Origin of the sequence: Roseomonas rosulenta, from assembly GCF_016106005.1 — a bacterium.
Classification (GTDB): Bacteria; Pseudomonadota; Alphaproteobacteria; order Acetobacterales; family Acetobacteraceae; genus Neoroseomonas; species Neoroseomonas rosulenta.
In genome coordinates, this window is record NZ_JACADR010000099.1 from 1 (window position 1) to 15,147 (window position 15,147).

The following is a 15,147-nucleotide window of genomic DNA, read 5'->3' on the forward strand; positions in this document are numbered from 1 at the left end:
CGCGCGTGGCGCCCGCCTGCTGCGCGGCGAGTTCGAGACGCAGGGCACGGCGCGGCCGCTGCGCATCGGCCTCGGCGGCGCGGAGGGCTGGGATGTGCCCTCGGGCTCCGTGACCTGGCGCGCCGCGGCGCATGGCTTCGCCTGGATGCGCGACCTGCGCGCGCTCGGCACCGATGCGGCGCGGCTGCACGCGCGGGCGCTGACGGCGGACTGGCTCGCCCGCGGCGCCGAGGAAGCGGTGGCCGATGCGCCGGAGGTGGTCGGCGCGCGGCTGTCGGCCTGGCTCGGCCACTGGGATTTCTTCGCCGCGACGGCGGAGGACCAGTTCCGCCGCGCGGTCATGACGCGCATGGCGCAGGATGCGCGCGACCTGTCCGCCGCCCTGCCGGCCGAGGCCGAGCACCGCGGCGCGCTCGCCGCGCTGAAGGGGGCCATGGCGGCCGCGATCGCGCTGGAGGAGGACGCGTATCTCCAACGCGCCGCGCGCTTCCTGCCGGCCGAGATCGAGCGACAGTTCCACCCCGATGGCGGGCATGTGGAGCGCAGCCCGGCCATGCAGCTGCTCGCACTTCAGGACCTGATCGAGATCCGCAACCTGATGCATGGCGCGGGGGTCGAGCCGCCGCCGCACCTGGCGGCGCTGCTCGATCGCGCCGCACCCGCGCTGCGGCTGTTCCGCCATGGCGATGGCGGACTCGCGCTGTTCAACGGCACGCGCGACGAATCCTCCGCGCTGATCGACCTGGTGCTGACGCAGGGGCAGGCGCGCGGGCGTGCGCCGCTCGACCTGCCCGAGACCGGCTTCCAGCGCCTGCAGGCCGGGCGCACGCTGATCATCGCCGATACCGGCGCCCCGCCCACCGGGCGCGCGGCGGCGGGCGCCGATGGCGGGCTGCCCGCGGGTGCGGATCGCTTCGCCCATGCCGGGACGCTGGCCTTCGAGATGTCGGTGGGTCGTGACCGGCTGATCGTGAATTGCGGCGCCGCGCCGGCGGCCGAGGAAGCCTGGCGCGACGCGCTGCGCGCCACCGCCGCGCATTCCACGCTGGTCCTGTCCGACACCAATTCGGCGGAGCTGCGCCCCGAGGGCCTCGGCCGCCGGCCCGAACAGGTGGAGACCGCGCGCCACGAATCCGCCGGCGCGCAGTGGCTGGAGGCGAGCCATGACGGCTGGCGCCGCGCCTTCGGCGCGCTGCATCGCCGGCGCCTGTATCTCGCGGAGTCCGGCGACGACCTGCGCGGGGAGGACATGGTGGAAGTCGGCGGGGATGGCGTGGTGCCGTCCTTCACGCTGCGCTTCCACCTGCATCCGGGCGTCGTCGCTTCCCTGCTGCAGGACGAGAGCGCGGCGCTGCTGCGCCTGCCCTCGGGCATCGGCTGGAAACTTCGTGCCAAGGGTGCGCGCGTCGCGCTCGAGGAGAGCGTCTACCTGGGCAGCGAGCCGCGACGCTCGCAGCAGGTGGTGCTGGTGGCGGACGAGGGCGAGGCCTCGGTGCAGTGGGCCATCACCCGCGTCTCGATGTCCGGGCCGGGTGAGGGCTAGGTCGGGCCAGGTCCCACCGCCTACGAGGCGGGGCGGCGCAACCGCCTTTGTCCAGAACCCGCAGGCGCCGTCACGGCACCACCGTCAGCGACGATACCAGCGTGTACTCGTCGGACCGCGGGGCATAGGCCAGGCCACGCCGCGTTGCCCAGATGTTCACCTGGTGGTGCACCGGCAGCACCGGGGCGTCCTGCATCGCGATGCGCATCCCCTCGCGCCACAGCCGGACGCGCTCGTCCTGGTCCAGCGCGACCACGGCGCGCTCGTAGATGCCGTCCACCACCGGGTTGGAATAGCCGTGCCGGTTCACCGTGCCCCAGCCCCGTGTGCGGTCCTCGGTCAGCAGCACCGGGGCGAAGATGTTGTTGGGCTCGTAGGCGCTGGACTGCCAGCCGGTCAGCGCCGCGGAATAGGCGCGCTGCGAGGACCGGGGGAAGAAGATGTTGGACGGCAATGCCTCCACCCGCACGCGGATGCCGATGCGCTGCCAGAAGCCGGCGATCGCCTGCAGCACGCGTTCGTCGTTCACGTAGCGGTCGTTCGGCCCGGCAAAGACCAGCGTGAAGCCCTGCGCCCATCCGGCTTCGGCCAGCAGCGCGCGGGCGCGGGCGGGGTCGTAGGGGTCGGGCTTGAGCTCGGGGTCCGCGACGCCGAGGCCGATCGCCTGCATCTGCCCGGCAGGCACGGACTGGCCCTCCATGATCTGGCGGCGGATGCCCTCGCGGTCGATCGCCAGCGACAGCGCACGGCGCACCCGCGCATCGCGCAGCGGGTTGCGCTCCATCGGCCGGCCATCGACGTCGAAGACACCCGGGGAGACGTCGCGCGACACGTCGAGCGAGATGTAGATCAGCCGCGTCCCCGGGCTGCGCCACACCGCGACATTCGGGTCGCGTTCCAGCATGGGCACGTCACGCGGCGGCACGATCTCGATGAGCTGCACGTCGCCCGCGCGCAGCGCCGCCACGCGCGAGCTGTCATTGGCGATCACGCGGAAGGTCACGCGCGAGAAGGGGGAGGCCGGCCCGCGCCAGGTCGGGCTGCGTTCCAGCACCACGCGCTCGCCCTGGACGTACTGCACCAGGCGGTAGCGACCCGAGCCGATGGCGGCGCGCCCGGCATTGAAGTCCTGCGTCGTCGCCTCGCGCGCGATGCGCTCGGGCACGATCATCAGCGGCGGGATGTCCTCGGGCAGCAGGGGCGCGGGGCCGTGGGTCAGCAGCCGCACCGTGCGCGGGCCGGCGGCTTCCACGGCGCGTACGCGATTGGTGTAGATGGTCAGCCGGCCCGGGCTGTTCGGCACGTTGGGCAGGCGCGCGATGGTGGCGGCGACATCGGCGGCGGTCACCGGCGTGCCGTCGGAGAAGCGCGCGTCGGGATGCAGGTGGAAGTCCCAGCCGAGCCCGTCCGGCAGCATCTCCCAGCGTTCGGCGAGGGCGGGGATGGTGCGGCTGTTCTCGTCGCGCCAGACCAGCGGCTCGAAGACGTGCTGCTGCACCATGAAGGAGGGCGAGTGCGCGAAGAAATGCGGGTCGAAGCTGGCCGGCGGCGCGCCGAGGGCGATGGTGACCTCGCGCGGCGCCTGGGCGCCGGCGGCGAGCGGGACACAGACGGCAAGCACCGCCAGGATGCCACGCATGGTCCGTTCCTCCCGTTGCTTTCGTTCCGGAGAGGCTATGCGCCGCGCGGTGCCCGAGTCAGCGAAAAAACGCGCGCGCTGTCACCGCGCGGCGTAGAGCCCCGCCACCTCCGGTGCGAAGCCGGTCAGCATGCGGGCACGGTGGGCGCGCGGATGGCGCGGCATCAGCCCGGCCATGGCCTCGGCCAGGCGCACCGCGGCCTGGGTGCCATCGACCAGCGGCACCGCCACGCGCGGCTGCAGCAGCGGCGCGAGTCCCGCGAGCGGACCGCCGGCCAGGATGATGCATTCCGCCCCGTCCTGCTCGGCGCTTTCGCCGCACAGCGTGGCCAGAAGGTCGAGCCGTTCCTCGGCCACACGGCCCGGGTCGCCGCTAAAGGCCGGGCCCATGCGGAAGCCGGCGCAGCGTGACGCGAGGCCGTGATGCGCGAGGCATTCCTCGAACATCGGGCGAAGTGCCGCGGTGAAGGAGACGACGCCGAAGCGCCGCCCGAGCATGGAGGCGGCGTGGAAGGCGGCCTCGCTGATGCCGAGCACCGGCACCTCCAGCAATTCCTTCGCGGCATCGAGGCCCGGGTCGCCGAAGCAGGCGATCACCGCGGCGTCGTAGCTGCCGCGATGCTGCGCCAGCGCGGCCAGCGTCGCCGGACCCGCCGCGAGCCAATCCGCCCGCGTGACGATCAGCGGCAGGCCGAAGGGCGCGCTGACGGCGGTGATGGTGGTGCCCGGGGTGGCGACGGCGCGCGCGGCAGCGCCGATCCGCTCGGTCACCGCCGGCGTCGTGTTGGAATTGACGACCAGGATCCGCATAGCCCCCCCCGTTAACCATGTTGCAGCGCACACCTACCCGGTTGACCTGAAGGCGAACAGAACGTCTGATCCTCGCGCTCAGTTCGGGGCAACGTCCAGGAAACGGCGCCGGTCAACGGCGACAGGCCCGCTCCGCCGGAAGGTGGGGCGGGCCTTGTGTTTTCGGCGGCATGCGCCGCGGCGGCATGGCCGTCATGCCCTTTCCGGCGGCCCGGGAAGGGACCACCCTGCCGCGGCATAGACCATGGCAAGGGGAAGGTTCCGATGAAGCCTGCTGCACTCGTCACCGGCGCGCGGCGCGGGATCGGGCGCGCCACCTGCGTGGCGCTGGCGGAAAAGGGCTTCGACCTGGTCGGCGCCGACATCAGCGAGGAAGGTGCCGAGGACACCGGCGCGGCCGTGCGCGCGGCCGGCGGCGGCTTCGTCTTCGTCCGGGCCGATGTCGGCGATGTCGCGGCGCATGGCGCGCTGCTCGATGCCGCCTGGTCGGCCTTCGGCGGCCTCGAATGCCTGGCCAATGTCGCCGGCGTGCAGGTGGCGAAGCGCCAGGACATGCTCGAGACCACGCCGGAGTCCTGGGACCGGCTGCTCGATATCAATACGCGCGGCACTTTCTTCCTGTCCCAGGTGGTGGCGAAGCGCATGATCGCGCCCGATGCGCCCAAGCGCGGGCATCGCTCGCTGTGCTTCGTCTCCTCGGTGAATTCCGTGATGGCCTCGCTGAACCGCGCGGAATACTGCGTGTCCAAGGCCGGTGTGACGATGGTGGCGAAGCTGTTCGCGCTGCGCCTCGCGGCGGACGGCATCAACACCTACGACATCCAGCCCGGCATGATCCGCACCGACATGACGCGTGAGGTGTGGGAGAGCTACGCCGCGCAGATCGAAGGCGGCCTCACACCGATTCGCCGCTGGGGCGAGGCCGAGGACATCGGCCGCGCCATCGCGACACTCGCGGCCGGGGCGATGCCGTTCTCGACCGGGCATTCCTTCCCGGTCGATGGCGGGCTGCTGATGCCGCGGTTCTGAGCGGCGGTCAGGCGGTACGCGGCGCGCGCCGCAGCGCGAGGATGTAGAGTTCCGCGAAGACCGCGACCGCCACCGCCTGCACCGCCAGGAAGGCGATGCCCCAGCCACTCGGCGCAACGAGGCCGAGCAGCGGCAGGGCGGCGCACTCCACCGCCCAGAGCAGGTTGCCCGCCACCAGCAGCCAGACCAGCCAGCGCGGCAGTGCATCGCGCGCTGCACACCAGGCCAGCAGCGCCGCATAGGGCAGGAGGAACAGCCCGCACGCGAGCAGGAGCGGCGCCGGCAGCGCGGTGGCCGCGGCGATGGGGCGGGCGGCCGCGACCAGCGCGACGCCCGACGCGGCGCTCATCGCGGCGTCCAGGCGCAGCGCGGTGCGCAGCAGGCCGGCGGTGGGGATCGTCGTCATGGCGGTGTCTCCTTCGGTGCCGCAGGGGTGCGGTCGGGGACGACATGCCGGCGCAAGCGCGGCGAAGCGATTACCTTGCAGGTCATCGGCGCAGCGCCACGCGCCGTGGCAGGATGCGCCCATGAGCGACTTCGGACCCCTGCTGCGCGAATGGCGCACCCGCCGGCGGCGCAGCCAGCTCGACCTGGCGCTGGAGGCGGAGGTCTCGCAGCGGCATCTGTCCTTCGTGGAATCCGGCCGCGCGCGGCCCAGCCGCGAGATGGTGCTGCGCCTCGCCGAACGGCTCGCGATCCCGCTGCGCGCGCGCAACGCGCTGCTGGTCGCCGCGGGCCATGCGCCGGAGTACGGCGAGCGCGCCATCGACGACCCCGCGTTGCGTCCGGCGATGGAGGCTGTGCGCCTGATCCTCGATGGGCACGAACCCTGGCCGGCGCTGGCGGTGGACCGGCACTGGACACTGGTGGCGGCAAACCGCGTGGCGCTGCGGCTGATGGATGGCGTGGCGCCGGCGCTGGCCACGCCGCCGGTGAATGTGCTGCGCCTCAGCCTGCATCCGGACGGGCTCGCGCCGCGGATCGTCAATCTGCGTGCGTGGAAGACCCACATCCTCGATCGGCTGCGACGCGATGCGGAGGCCTCCGGCGACCCGGTGCTGGGCCGGCTGATCGAGGAGATGGCGCGCTACCCCGCCGGGCAGGAGCCACCGCCCGGCGTGGCCGAACGCGAACGCGCGCTGATCGCGACCCCGCTGCGCCTGCGTATTCCAGGTGGCGAGCTGGCGCTGATCGGCACCATGACGGTGTTCGGCACGGCGACCGACGTGATGCTCTCGGAACTCTCGCTGGAAACCTTCTTCCCCGCCGATGGCGAGACCGCGGCGGCGCTGCGCGCGATGGCCGCCGCCTGATCAGAACCGCCCCTCGTCCGGGATGTTCAGCCGCGTGCCGCAGGCCTTGCAGTGCACAGCGTCCGGCTCGTGCCGCGCCAGCCCGCAGGACGGGCAGGAGAAGCGCACCTTCGATGGCCGGAACATCGCCTGCGCCAGGCGTAGGAACAGCGTGACGCCGGCGATCATGATGACCACGGAGATCATCCGCCCCGTCGTGCCCGGCAGCGTGATGTCACCGAAGCCCGTCGTGGTCAGCGCGGTGACGGTGAAGTACAGCGCATCTGCGTAGTTGCGGATGTGGTCGTTGATGCCGTTCTGCGTCTCGTAGACCACCGCCGTCATCACGAAGATGAAGACCGACAGGTGCGTCGCCGCCAGGAAGGCTTCCTCGTGCTGGCGGAAGAAGGTGAAGTCGCGCCGCAGCGTGCCGAGCATGCGGTAGGAATGGATCAGGCGCAGCGTGCGCACCACCCGCAGGAAGCCCGCCCCTTCGCCCGCCAGAGGCGCGAGGAAGGAGGCGATGGCAACCAGGTCCGCGATCGAGGCCGGGCGCATCGCCTCCCGCCAGGGCCGCCGGCTGGCCGAGATGCGCGCGGCGAATTCCGTCACCAGCACCAGGCCGATCAGTACGTCGATGACGCCGATCAGCGTGCTGCGCGGCATGAAGGAGGTGCCGATGACGAAGCCGATCGTCGCGACATCGAAGGCGAGCACGGCATAGCGGTAACGGCAGGCATCGGCCGCTGTGCCGTAGTAGAGGTGATGCAGCCGCCCGCGCAGCGTCGCCTCCATGGCTCAGTCCTTCAGGCCCGAGAGCTCCGCCACCAGCGCGCCGAGCGAGGCGCAGTCGTCCCTGCCGCGCCCCGAATTCACCACCGCCTCCATCATCTGCGCGGCCAGCGCGGTGGCGGGGGCGAAGACGCCGTTCTCCCGCACCGCGCCGAGCGCCAGGCGCATGTCCTTGCGCATCAGCTCGGCCCGGAAGCCCGGCTTGAAGTTCCGCTCCAGCATGCGCTTCGCGTGGTTCTCGAGCACGAAGGACCGCGCAGATCCGCCCAGCAACGCCTGGCGCATCAGCATCGGGTCGAGACCCGCCTTGCGGCCCATGGCCAGTGCCTCGGCCGCGGCCTGCATGGCGCTCACGATGATGAGCTGGTTGGCGGATTTGCAGACCTGCCCGGAGCCCGCCGGGCCCAGCAGCGTGATGGTCTTGCCCACCGCGTCGAACACCGCGCGCGCCGCGCTGAAGGCCGCATCCGCGCCGCCGACCATGCAGGTCAGGGTACCGTCGATCGCGCCCTGCGGGCCGCCCGAGACCGGGCTGTCCAGCAGGGCGATGCCGCGGTCGGCCATGCGCGCGGCAAACGCTGCCGAGGCCGCCGCGGCAATGGTCGAGAAGTCGATCACCACGGTCCCCGGGGCAGCGCCTTCGATCACGCTGTCGTCGCCGAACAGCACGGCCTCCACGTCGGGCGTGTCGGGCACGCAGAGGCAGACGCAGGCTGCGCCGTCGGCTGCGTCGGCGGCGCTCGATGCCCATTGCGCGCCCGCGGCCAGCAGCGGTTCCGCCTTGGCGCGGCTGCGCGTCGCGACGGTCAGGGCGAAGCCGGCCTTCATGATGTTGGCGGCCATGGCGGCGCCCATGACCCCCATGCCGATGAAGGCTATGCGAGCGGGCGGCGTGATCGGGGTCATGGCGCGGATCCTCGGCGGTCCTGGGGTCGGGGAAACCATGGCGCGGCCGGCGCGTTGCGCCAAGGCGGGGCAGGCGTTCGGCCGCCCCAGCCGACAGGAATCCACGCCATGACCCAGACCCCGCTTCGCTTTGCCGCCTACCTTGCGGGAAGCACGCTCGCCATGGCCTCGGCCCTGGCGCAAGCGCCTGCCACGCCGCCGCCGAGCCCTTCGGTCACGCAGGCGCAGCAACAGACCGGCCGTGTCGGCATCGGCGCGCTGCGCTGCGATGTCGCGGCCGGCACCGCTTTCGTCTTCGGCTCGACCCGCCAGGTGCAATGCGTCTTCTCCCCCGTGCGGGGCGCGACCGAGCGCTATACCGGCGAGATCCGCCGCTTCGGCGTCGATATCGGCTTCGTCGGCTCGGCGGTGATGCTTTGGGGCGTACTGGCCAGCTCGGGCGATACGCGCCCGGGCGCGCTGGCGGGCACCTATGCCGGCGTCTCGGCGGCCGCGACGGCGGGCGTGGGCGTGGGCGCGAACGTGCTGGTGGGTGGCAGCGACCGCGGCATCACGCTGCAGCCGGTCAGCGTCGAGGGGAATACCGGGCTCAACATCGCGCTGGGCGTCGGCGAACTGGTGCTTACCGCCGCGCCGAACTGAGCCTCTAAGCCGGTCCGCGGCCTGCGCAGGCCGCGGACCGGCGCGTGTCATCCGCCCACGCCGAACAGCGGGATCGCCGCCTCCGTACGCCGGAAGGCGGGGCGGGCATCGACGCGGGCGAACCAGGCTGCGAGCGCTTGGCGTTCGGCCAGCAGCGCCGCACCGGCGGGCGTCAGCGCGACATTGTGCAGCATGGTGCCGACCAGGATGTCCGCCGCGGTAAAGGCCTCACCCAGCAGATGGGGTCCGGCGATGCGCGCGGTCATGGCGTCGAGCAGCGGCGCGGTGGCCTGGGCTGCGTCGGCTACTGCCACGGCATCCGGTGTGCCGCCATTGGCGCGCACATAGGCATCCTGGAAGAACAGCCGCATCACGGCCGTCGGATACACGTAGGCGCCCGCCTGGAGCATCCACTCCAATGCGCGGGCGCGGTCGCCCGGCGATGACGGCATCAGCCCGGCGGCTGGGTGGCGCGCGGCGATCCAGTCGAGGATCGCCGCCGTCTCGGTCAGGCGCAGCGTGCCGTGTTCCAGCACCGGGATCTTGCCGAAGGGGGTGAGGGCGCGGAACTCCGGCGCCGCAAGGTCGCCGGGGCCGAGGTCGCGCAGCGTATAGGCCGCGCCGGCTTCCTCCAGCGCGATGCACACGGCGCGCACGAAGGGGCTGAAGGCCCAGCCGTGCAGGGTGATGGTGTCCATCGTCCTGCCCTCAGCGCCGGACTGGTTGCGCGGCGACGTCGCGGAAGGGCTGCGGCAGGCCCATGACGCCGAGCTGGATCAGGGCGCGGGGCCAGTCGAACTGGTCCCAGTGTTCGGCGAGCATGCCGTCCTGCACGCGCCAGACGTCGATGGCGTCGAACTCCACGCGCTGGCCGGCAGGCGCGATGCCGAGGAATCCCGGCCCGGTCAGCGTGCCGGTCCAGGTCCAGCGCGTCACCACGCGGTCGGTGGTGGCGAAGACGTCATGCAGGGTGAAGCGCGCATCCGGCATGGCCTGGTAGATGACTGGGATGAAGTCGATCAGCCCCTGGCGGCCCTGCGGCACCAGCGGATTGTGTTGGATGTATTCGGTGCGGACGATGCGTTCGAGGATGCGCACGCGCGCGGCCTGGTCGCGGGTGTTGAGCAGCACCTCCGAGAAGGTGCGGCCGAGCCATTCATTGTAGGCGACGGTGCCCGGCGCGCCGGGCGGCTCGGTCATGGTCTGCGCGAGGGCGGCCGGGGCGAGGGCGGTCGCGGCGAGCAGGGCGAGGGTGGCGAGGCGGCGATGCATGGCGGGGTCTCCGTTGCGGGCCGCCCGGGGTGGGCGGTGCCGGCTTATTTCTGATCGAACGATCAGAATCAACGAAGATATTTTTGCAGTGCAGCGCTTGAAGTTTTTGATCGAATGAACAAGAATGGCGTATGCCTCGCCCCCGCGCCTTCGACCTCGACCGGGTGATCGACCAGGCCATGGCCGCCTTCTGGCGCCGCGGCTATGGCGAGACCTCGATGGCCGACATCTACGCGGCCACCGGCCTCAAGCCCGGCAGCCTCTATGGCGTGGTGCGCGGCAAGGAGGACCTGTTCCGCCTCGCCTTCGATCGCTATGCCGAGCACTTCCGCGCGACACTTCCGCAGGCGGCGGAGGGCCTCGACGCGATCGCCGCCTGGCTCGAGACGCAGCGGCGCCTCGCGGTGGAGGACCCGCAGCGCCGCGGCTGCCTGATCGTCAACACCACGCTCGAACGCGACGTGCATGCGGAGGCGACGCGCGCGCTGGCGCAGGCGCGGCTCGCGGAGATCCGCGGCTTCTTCCTCCGCCACCTCGCCATCGCGCGCGAGCGCGGCGAGATCGCGCGCGAGACGGATCTCGACCGTCAGGCGGATGCGCTGCTCGGCACCGTGGTGGCGATCATGTCGCTGGCCCGCGCCGGGGCGGATGCGCGCACTATCGCCAACCTGGCCGACGCGGCGATCGCCCCGCTGCGCCAGGCGGCCGGCCGCGCCGGGTCATCGCGCGATCAACGCGTGGGCGTCGGCGGCGTGGTGGAATAGTCGTAGAAGCCGCGCCCCGACTTCCGCCCGAGCCAGCCCGCCTCGACATACTTCGCGAGCAGCGGGGAGGGCCGGTACTTCGGGTCGCCGAGCCCTTCGTGCAGCACCTTCATCACGCTGAGCAGCGTATCCAGGCCGACAAAATCCGCGAGCTCCAGCGGCCCCATCGGATGGTTGGCGCCGAGCTTCAGCCCGTCGTCGATGGCGCGCACGTCGCCCACGCCTTCCATCAGCGCCTGGATCGCCTCGTTGATCATGGGGCAGAGGATGCGGTTGACCACGAAGCCCGGCCAGTCGCCGGCGGGCACCGCGACCTTGCCCATGCGCTCGGCCAGCGCCTTCACCGCGGCGGCGGTGGCGTCGTCGGTGGCGAGGCCGCGGATAATCTCGACCAGCTTCATCATCGGCACGGGGTTGAAGAAGTGCATGCCAATGAAGCGCTGAGGGCGGTCGGTTGCCGCCGCCAGGCGGGTGATGGGGATCGACGACGTGTTCGACGCCAGGATCGCTTCAGGCTTCAGCACGGGGCACAGCGCGGCGAAGATCTTCGTCTTGACCGCCTCGTTCTCCGTCGCGGCCTCGATCACCATGTCGCAGGCGGCGAAGGCGTCGTTGGCCGTGGCGGTGGTGATGCGCGCAAGTGCGGCGGCCTTGTCCTCCGCCGTGATGGCGCCCTTCTTCACTTGGCGGTCCATGTTGCCGGACATGGTGGCGAGCGCCTTGTCGAGCGCGGCTTGGCTGACATCCATCAGCACGACCGATAGGCCAGACTGTGCCGCGACATGCGCGATGCCGTTTCCCATGAGCCCGGCGCCGATGACGCCCAGCGTCCTGATTTCGGCCATGTCCGTGTCTCCGACTGCTGTCCGTGCGGCGGATAGCGCCTCGGCTGCCGCGGGACCCTGGTGAAAAAGAAAGGGCGCCCTTTCGGGCGCCCCGGGGCATCAGCCCTTGGCCAGTTCCGCTTCGAGCTCGGGCACGGCCTTGAACAGATCCGCCACCAGGCCGTAGTCGGCGACCTGGAAGATCGGCGCCTCCTCGTCCTTGTTGATGGCGACGATGACCTTGCTGTCCTTCATGCCGGCCAGATGCTGGATGGCGCCCGAGATGCCGACCGCGATGTAGAGCTCCGGCGCGACGATCTTGCCCGTCTGGCCGACCTGCATGTCGTTGGGCGCATAGCCGGCATCGACCGCGGCGCGGGAGGCGCCGACGGCGGCGCCCAGCTTGTCCGCCACCTTCTCGATGATGGCGAAGTTCTCGGCGCTCGCCATGGCGCGGCCGCCCGAGATGACGATGCGCGCGGCGGTCAGTTCCGGGCGCTCGGACTTCACGATCTCGGAGCCGAGGAAGGTGGACAGCCCCGGATCAGCCGCGGTGGGCGCGGCCTCGATGCCCGCGGACCCGCCATCGGCTGCGACCGGATCGAAGGAGGCGGCGCGCACGGTGATCACCTTCTTCGCGTCCGCCGACTTCACCGTCGCCATCGCGTTGCCGGCGTAGATGGGCCGCACGAAGGTATCGGCATCGACCACGCCGGCGATGTCGGACAGGATCTGCACGTCGAGCAGTGCGGCCACGCGCGGCATCACGTTCTTCCCCGCGGCCGAGGCCGGGGCGAGCAGGTGCGAATAGCCCGGCGCCATCGACACCAGCAGCGCGGCCAGCGGTTCGGCCAGCACGTGGCCTTCCCCGCCGGTCAGCACCTTCGCGACACCGGGCAGCTTCGCCGCAGCGGCGGCACCGGCGGCGGCACCTTCGCCGGTGACCAGCACATGCACCTCGCCCAGCAGCTTCGCCGCCGCCACCGTGCTGCGCGTGGGCTGCGAGACCGCGCCGTCCTTGTGGTCGGCCAGAACCAGAACCGCCATGGTCAGATCACCTTCGCTTCGTTGCGCAGCACCGCCACCAGCTCCTCGACCGAACCCACCTTGCGGCCGGCCTGGCGCTTCGCCGGTTCCTCGACCTTCAGCACGGTCAGCCGCGGCGTGACATCGACGCCAAGGTCGGCCGGCTTCACCGTCTCGATCGGCTTCTTGCGCGCCTTCATGATGTTGGGCAGCGAGGCGTAGCGGGGTTCGTTCAGGCGCAGGTCCGTGGTGACGATCGCGGGCAGCTTCAGCGCCACCGTCTCGAGCCCGCCATCGACCTCGCGCGTGACCTTCAGCGTCTCGCCGTCCTTCTCGATCTTGCTGGCGAAGGTGCCCTGGCCCCAGCCGAGAAGTGCGGCCAGCATCTGGCCGGTGGCGTTCATGTCGTCGTCGATCGCCTGCTTGCCGAGGATGACCAGCGCCGGGTCCTCCTTCGCCACGATCGCCTTCAGGATCTTGGCGACCGCCAGCGGTTCCAGCACGCCGTCATGCTCGACCAGGATGCCGCGGTCGGCCCCCATGGCCAGCGCGGTGCGGATCTGCTCCTGCGCCGCGGCGGGGCCGGCGGAGATCGCGACGATCTCGCTCGCCACGCCCTTTTCCTTGAGCCGCACGGCTTCCTCGACGGCGATCTCGTCGAACGGGTTCATCGACATCTTGACGTTGGCCGTCTCGACGCCGGTGCCGTCCGCCTTCACGCGGACCTTGACGTTGTAGTCGACCACCCGCTTGACGGGGACCAGGACCTTCATGGCGCGACCGTGTGCCTTCCGGGGTTTTGGCGCGGCCGTAGGCCACGCAGGGGGCAAAGGAAATCGGGGCGGAAAATACGGGGCGGGCCAGGCCCCGGCAAGGCTGGCCCTAGCGTTTCAGCAGCAGCAGCAGGATGGCGAACAACGCGAGTGCCACGAATTGCAGCCCGATCCGCCAGCGCATCAGCCGCTGGGACCGGCCGGAGTCGCCGCTGCCCCCCGCCATGCCGAGGATCCCCGCCAGCAGCACGCCGACCGTCGCCAGCATCGCGATGCCGACCAGGATGGTGAGAACCGTCGTCATGGCCGTGACCTAACCCGGTTTCACGGTTTGGCAACACCCCCCGCGCCGCGGATCAGGGCTGCGCCCAGCAAGGCGGTCGCCATGCAGAGGCCGAAGCCCAGCGCATAGCCACCCGAGGCCTGCACCATGGCACTGAAGGCCGGCGGGCCGACCAGCATGCAGGCGCCGAAGACGAAGCCCGCCGCCGCGGTGGCGGCACCCACCTGGCCGGCGGGCGCGAGGCGCGCCGTCTCGGCCAGGAACACGCCGTTCCAGCCGATGGCGGTGGCACCCATGCCCATGCCGGCCAGCGTCAGGATAAGGCCCGGCCAATCCGGCCCCGCCAGCAGCAGCGCCGCGCCCGACGCCGCCGCCCCCAGCCCCAGCCCGGTCAGCACAGGCCCCGATCCCACTCGGTCCGCCGCCAGCCCCCAGACAACCCGCCCGGCCACGCCCGCGGCCTGGGCCATCGCCAGCCGCAGCCCGGCCTCGGTCAGCGGCACGCCCAGCGCCTCGACCTGGAACACCACGAAGAAGGAGGAGAAGCAGAACTGGGAGATGCCATAGAGCGCCGACATCACCGTCATGCGCCGCAGCACCGGCACGTCGCGCAGGATGGCCAGGCTGCCGAGCGCGGCCGCCCAGGCTGCGCCGAGGCTGCCGATGGCGGCGTTACGGTCGCGTTCGGCATCCAGGGCGCGCCGCAGCGGTTGCAGCACCAGCGCCGCGACGGCGAGGAAGGCCGCCACCGCCAGCACCCCCGCACGCCAGCCCCAGGCGGCCGCGATGGCCGGCGTGGCGGCCGCGATCAGCATGGCCCCCGCCGGCACCCCGCATTGCTTCAGGCTGAAGATCAGTGCGCGGCGGTTGGGCGGTGCCTTCTGCGCCAGCAGATGGCTGCCCGCCGGTGTCACCGGCCCATGCCCGAGCCCGCCCACCAGCGCCGAGAGCGCCAGCGCCACCGGATGCCCGAGTGCGGCCACCGCCACCGCCGCGCCGCAGATGACCAGCCCCGCCTGCAACACCCGGATGCCGCCATAGCGGCGGATGAAGGCGCCGGCGAGTGGCCCCGAGACCAGCGCCCCGCCATAGACCAGCGCCGTATGGACGCCTGCCAGTGCCGCAGGAATGCCCACTTCCGCCGCTATCGCCGGGGCGAGCACGGGCACGGCGAGGAAGACGCCCATGCCCGCGAGATGCGTCCCGAGCAGGGCGAGCATCACGGTCCAGACAGAAGGGGCGTGTATCATGCTGCACCGCAATGCTGCGCCGGCCGGGCGCATCCGTCCACCGGGGGGCACGGCTTGACCCGACAGGTCTGGATGGGGTCCCTGCCGGCATGACCGGGTTCCGACGCCACGCTTCCGCGCTTCTTGCGTTCACGCTCTCGTGCCTGCTCGTGATCGGGCTGGCCGGGCTGCTCGCCGCCCAGACCGTGCCGGTCGAAGCACCCGAGCCGCTGCCGCCGGCCGAGACCGCGCCTGCGCCGGGGGGCGAAGCCGTGCCCGCGCCGGCACTCCCTGCCCCGCCGCGGCCGGCGGGCGGCGGCACC

Annotated in this window: 17 protein-coding genes and 1 pseudogene; 6 read left to right on the forward strand and 12 right to left on the reverse strand. The window is 71.8% G+C overall.

Going from position 1 to position 15,147, the window contains the following annotated elements; translation table 11 throughout:
• A partial coding sequence (locus tag HW578_RS13395; protein WP_198371048.1) for a heparinase II/III family protein occupies positions 1-1,543 on the forward strand: 1,543 nt, incomplete at its 5' end.
• Between the two features lie 70 nt (positions 1,544-1,613).
• Here the strand turns inward: HW578_RS13395 and HW578_RS13400 are convergent.
• Together HW578_RS13400 and HW578_RS13405 are read right to left on the reverse strand one after the other, a co-directional pair.
• On the reverse strand, positions 1,614-3,182 hold the full coding sequence (locus tag HW578_RS13400) for an ABC transporter substrate-binding protein (protein ID WP_198371049.1): 1,569 nt from the start codon (positions 3,180-3,182) through the stop codon (positions 1,614-1,616).
• An 81-nt stretch (positions 3,183-3,263) separates the two neighbouring features.
• Entirely contained in the window at positions 3,264-3,992 is a 729-nt protein-coding gene (locus HW578_RS13405) for an aspartate/glutamate racemase family protein (protein WP_198371050.1), read from the reverse strand.
• 264 nt (positions 3,993-4,256) lie between these two features.
• On the opposite strand from HW578_RS13405, the gene HW578_RS13410 reads away from it, so the two are divergent.
• Complete coding sequence (locus HW578_RS13410) at positions 4,257-5,021, forward strand: 3-ketoacyl-ACP reductase (RefSeq protein WP_198371051.1); 765 nt, start codon at positions 4,257-4,259, stop codon at positions 5,019-5,021.
• 7 nt (positions 5,022-5,028) lie between these two features.
• Here HW578_RS13410 and HW578_RS13415 read toward each other — a convergent pair whose 3' ends face one another.
• Entirely contained in the window at positions 5,029-5,427 is a 399-nt protein-coding gene (locus tag HW578_RS13415) for a hypothetical protein (RefSeq protein WP_198371052.1), read from the reverse strand.
• Positions 5,428-5,548: 121 nt separating this feature from the next.
• Between HW578_RS13415 and HW578_RS13420 the strand changes: the two genes are divergently transcribed.
• The gene (locus HW578_RS13420) at positions 5,549-6,334 is read left to right on the forward strand and encodes a helix-turn-helix transcriptional regulator (RefSeq protein ID WP_198371053.1); all 786 of its coding nucleotides are present in this window, start codon (positions 5,549-5,551) and stop codon (positions 6,332-6,334) included.
• Here the strand turns inward: HW578_RS13420 and HW578_RS13425 are convergent, their stop codons facing one another.
• Positions 6,335-7,108 (reverse strand): ion transporter, encoded by a 774-nt coding sequence (locus HW578_RS13425; protein WP_198371054.1) that lies wholly within the window; start codon positions 7,106-7,108, stop codon positions 6,335-6,337.
• Positions 7,109-7,111: 3 nt separating this feature from the next.
• Positions 7,112-8,011: an NAD(P)-dependent oxidoreductase gene (locus HW578_RS13430; RefSeq protein ID WP_198371055.1), complete on the reverse strand. Its 900-nt coding sequence runs from the start codon at positions 8,009-8,011 to the stop codon at positions 7,112-7,114.
• Between the two features lie 108 nt (positions 8,012-8,119).
• On the opposite strand from HW578_RS13430, the gene HW578_RS13435 reads away from it, so the two are divergent.
• Positions 8,120-8,653, forward strand: coding sequence for a DUF992 domain-containing protein (locus HW578_RS13435; RefSeq protein WP_198371056.1), 534 nt, complete (start codon positions 8,120-8,122; stop codon positions 8,651-8,653).
• 47 nt (positions 8,654-8,700) lie between these two features.
• Here the strand turns inward: HW578_RS13435 and HW578_RS13440 are convergent, their stop codons facing one another.
• Positions 8,701-9,351 carry a glutathione S-transferase family protein gene (locus HW578_RS13440; RefSeq protein WP_198371057.1) on the reverse strand — a complete coding sequence of 217 codons (651 nt, stop codon included), beginning with the start codon at positions 9,349-9,351 and terminating at the stop codon, positions 8,701-8,703.
• A 10-nt stretch (positions 9,352-9,361) separates the two neighbouring features.
• Complete coding sequence (locus tag HW578_RS13445; protein ID WP_198371058.1) at positions 9,362-9,925, reverse strand: ester cyclase; 564 nt, start codon at positions 9,923-9,925, stop codon at positions 9,362-9,364.
• A 131-nt stretch (positions 9,926-10,056) separates the two neighbouring features.
• Here HW578_RS13445 and HW578_RS13450 point away from each other — a divergent pair, with 131 nt between their 5' ends.
• Positions 10,057-10,689: a TetR/AcrR family transcriptional regulator gene (locus tag HW578_RS13450; RefSeq protein WP_198371059.1), complete on the forward strand. Its 633-nt coding sequence runs from the start codon at positions 10,057-10,059 to the stop codon at positions 10,687-10,689.
• On the opposite strand, the gene HW578_RS13455 is transcribed toward HW578_RS13450, so the two are convergent.
• From HW578_RS13455 to HW578_RS13475, 5 genes are all read right to left on the reverse strand, one after another.
• Positions 10,656-11,534 (reverse strand): 3-hydroxybutyryl-CoA dehydrogenase, encoded by an 879-nt coding sequence (locus HW578_RS13455; RefSeq protein ID WP_198371060.1) that lies wholly within the window; start codon positions 11,532-11,534, stop codon positions 10,656-10,658. The genes HW578_RS13450 and HW578_RS13455 overlap by 34 nt on opposite strands.
• 99 nt (positions 11,535-11,633) lie before the next feature.
• Positions 11,634-12,560 (reverse strand): electron transfer flavoprotein subunit alpha/FixB family protein, encoded by a 927-nt coding sequence (locus tag HW578_RS13460; RefSeq protein ID WP_198371061.1) that lies wholly within the window; start codon positions 12,558-12,560, stop codon positions 11,634-11,636.
• Between the two features lie 2 nt (positions 12,561-12,562).
• Positions 12,563-13,312, reverse strand: coding sequence for an electron transfer flavoprotein subunit beta/FixA family protein (locus HW578_RS13465; RefSeq protein ID WP_198371062.1), 750 nt, complete (start codon positions 13,310-13,312; stop codon positions 12,563-12,565).
• A gap of 109 nt (positions 13,313-13,421) precedes the next feature.
• On the reverse strand, positions 13,422-13,616 hold the full coding sequence (locus HW578_RS13470) for a twin transmembrane helix small protein (RefSeq protein WP_198371063.1): 195 nt from the start codon (positions 13,614-13,616) through the stop codon (positions 13,422-13,424).
• A gap of 20 nt (positions 13,617-13,636) precedes the next feature.
• A complete protein-coding gene (locus HW578_RS13475; protein ID WP_198371064.1) occupies positions 13,637-14,845 on the reverse strand; it encodes an MFS transporter in 1,209 nt (402 codons plus the stop codon).
• 89 nt (positions 14,846-14,934) lie between these two features.
• On the opposite strand from HW578_RS13475, the pseudogene HW578_RS27855 reads away from it, so the two are divergent.
• Positions 14,935-15,147: pseudogene (locus HW578_RS27855) on the forward strand (hypothetical protein); the annotation flags it as partial.

Excerpts from the sequence above, each read along its gene's own strand:
- HW578_RS13400 (WP_198371049.1), bottom strand. The coding sequence starts at position 3,182 with ATGCGTGGCATCCTGGCGGTGCTTGCCGTCTGTGTCCCGCTCGCCGCC.
- HW578_RS13405 (WP_198371050.1), bottom strand. The coding sequence starts at position 3,992 with ATGCGGATCCTGGTCGTCAATTCCAACACGACGCCGGCGGTGACCGAG.
- HW578_RS13410 (WP_198371051.1), top strand. The coding sequence starts at position 4,257 with ATGAAGCCTGCTGCACTCGTCACCGGCGCGCGGCGCGGGATCGGGCGC.
- HW578_RS13415 (WP_198371052.1), bottom strand. The coding sequence starts at position 5,427 with ATGACGACGATCCCCACCGCCGGCCTGCTGCGCACCGCGCTGCGCCTG.
- HW578_RS13420 (WP_198371053.1), top strand. The coding sequence starts at position 5,549 with ATGAGCGACTTCGGACCCCTGCTGCGCGAATGGCGCACCCGCCGGCGG.
- HW578_RS13425 (WP_198371054.1), bottom strand. The coding sequence starts at position 7,108 with ATGGAGGCGACGCTGCGCGGGCGGCTGCATCACCTCTACTACGGCACA.
- HW578_RS13430 (WP_198371055.1), bottom strand. The coding sequence starts at position 8,011 with ATGACCCCGATCACGCCGCCCGCTCGCATAGCCTTCATCGGCATGGGG.
- HW578_RS13435 (WP_198371056.1), top strand. The coding sequence starts at position 8,120 with ATGACCCAGACCCCGCTTCGCTTTGCCGCCTACCTTGCGGGAAGCACG.
- HW578_RS13440 (WP_198371057.1), bottom strand. The coding sequence starts at position 9,351 with ATGGACACCATCACCCTGCACGGCTGGGCCTTCAGCCCCTTCGTGCGC.
- HW578_RS13445 (WP_198371058.1), bottom strand. The coding sequence starts at position 9,925 with ATGCATCGCCGCCTCGCCACCCTCGCCCTGCTCGCCGCGACCGCCCTC.
- HW578_RS13450 (WP_198371059.1), top strand. The coding sequence starts at position 10,057 with ATGCCTCGCCCCCGCGCCTTCGACCTCGACCGGGTGATCGACCAGGCC.
- HW578_RS13455 (WP_198371060.1), bottom strand. The coding sequence starts at position 11,534 with ATGGCCGAAATCAGGACGCTGGGCGTCATCGGCGCCGGGCTCATGGGA.
- HW578_RS13460 (WP_198371061.1), bottom strand. The coding sequence starts at position 12,560 with ATGGCGGTTCTGGTTCTGGCCGACCACAAGGACGGCGCGGTCTCGCAG.
- HW578_RS13465 (WP_198371062.1), bottom strand. The coding sequence starts at position 13,312 with ATGAAGGTCCTGGTCCCCGTCAAGCGGGTGGTCGACTACAACGTCAAG.
- HW578_RS13470 (WP_198371063.1), bottom strand. The coding sequence starts at position 13,616 with ATGACGACGGTTCTCACCATCCTGGTCGGCATCGCGATGCTGGCGACG.
- HW578_RS13475 (WP_198371064.1), bottom strand. The coding sequence starts at position 14,845 with ATGATACACGCCCCTTCTGTCTGGACCGTGATGCTCGCCCTGCTCGGG.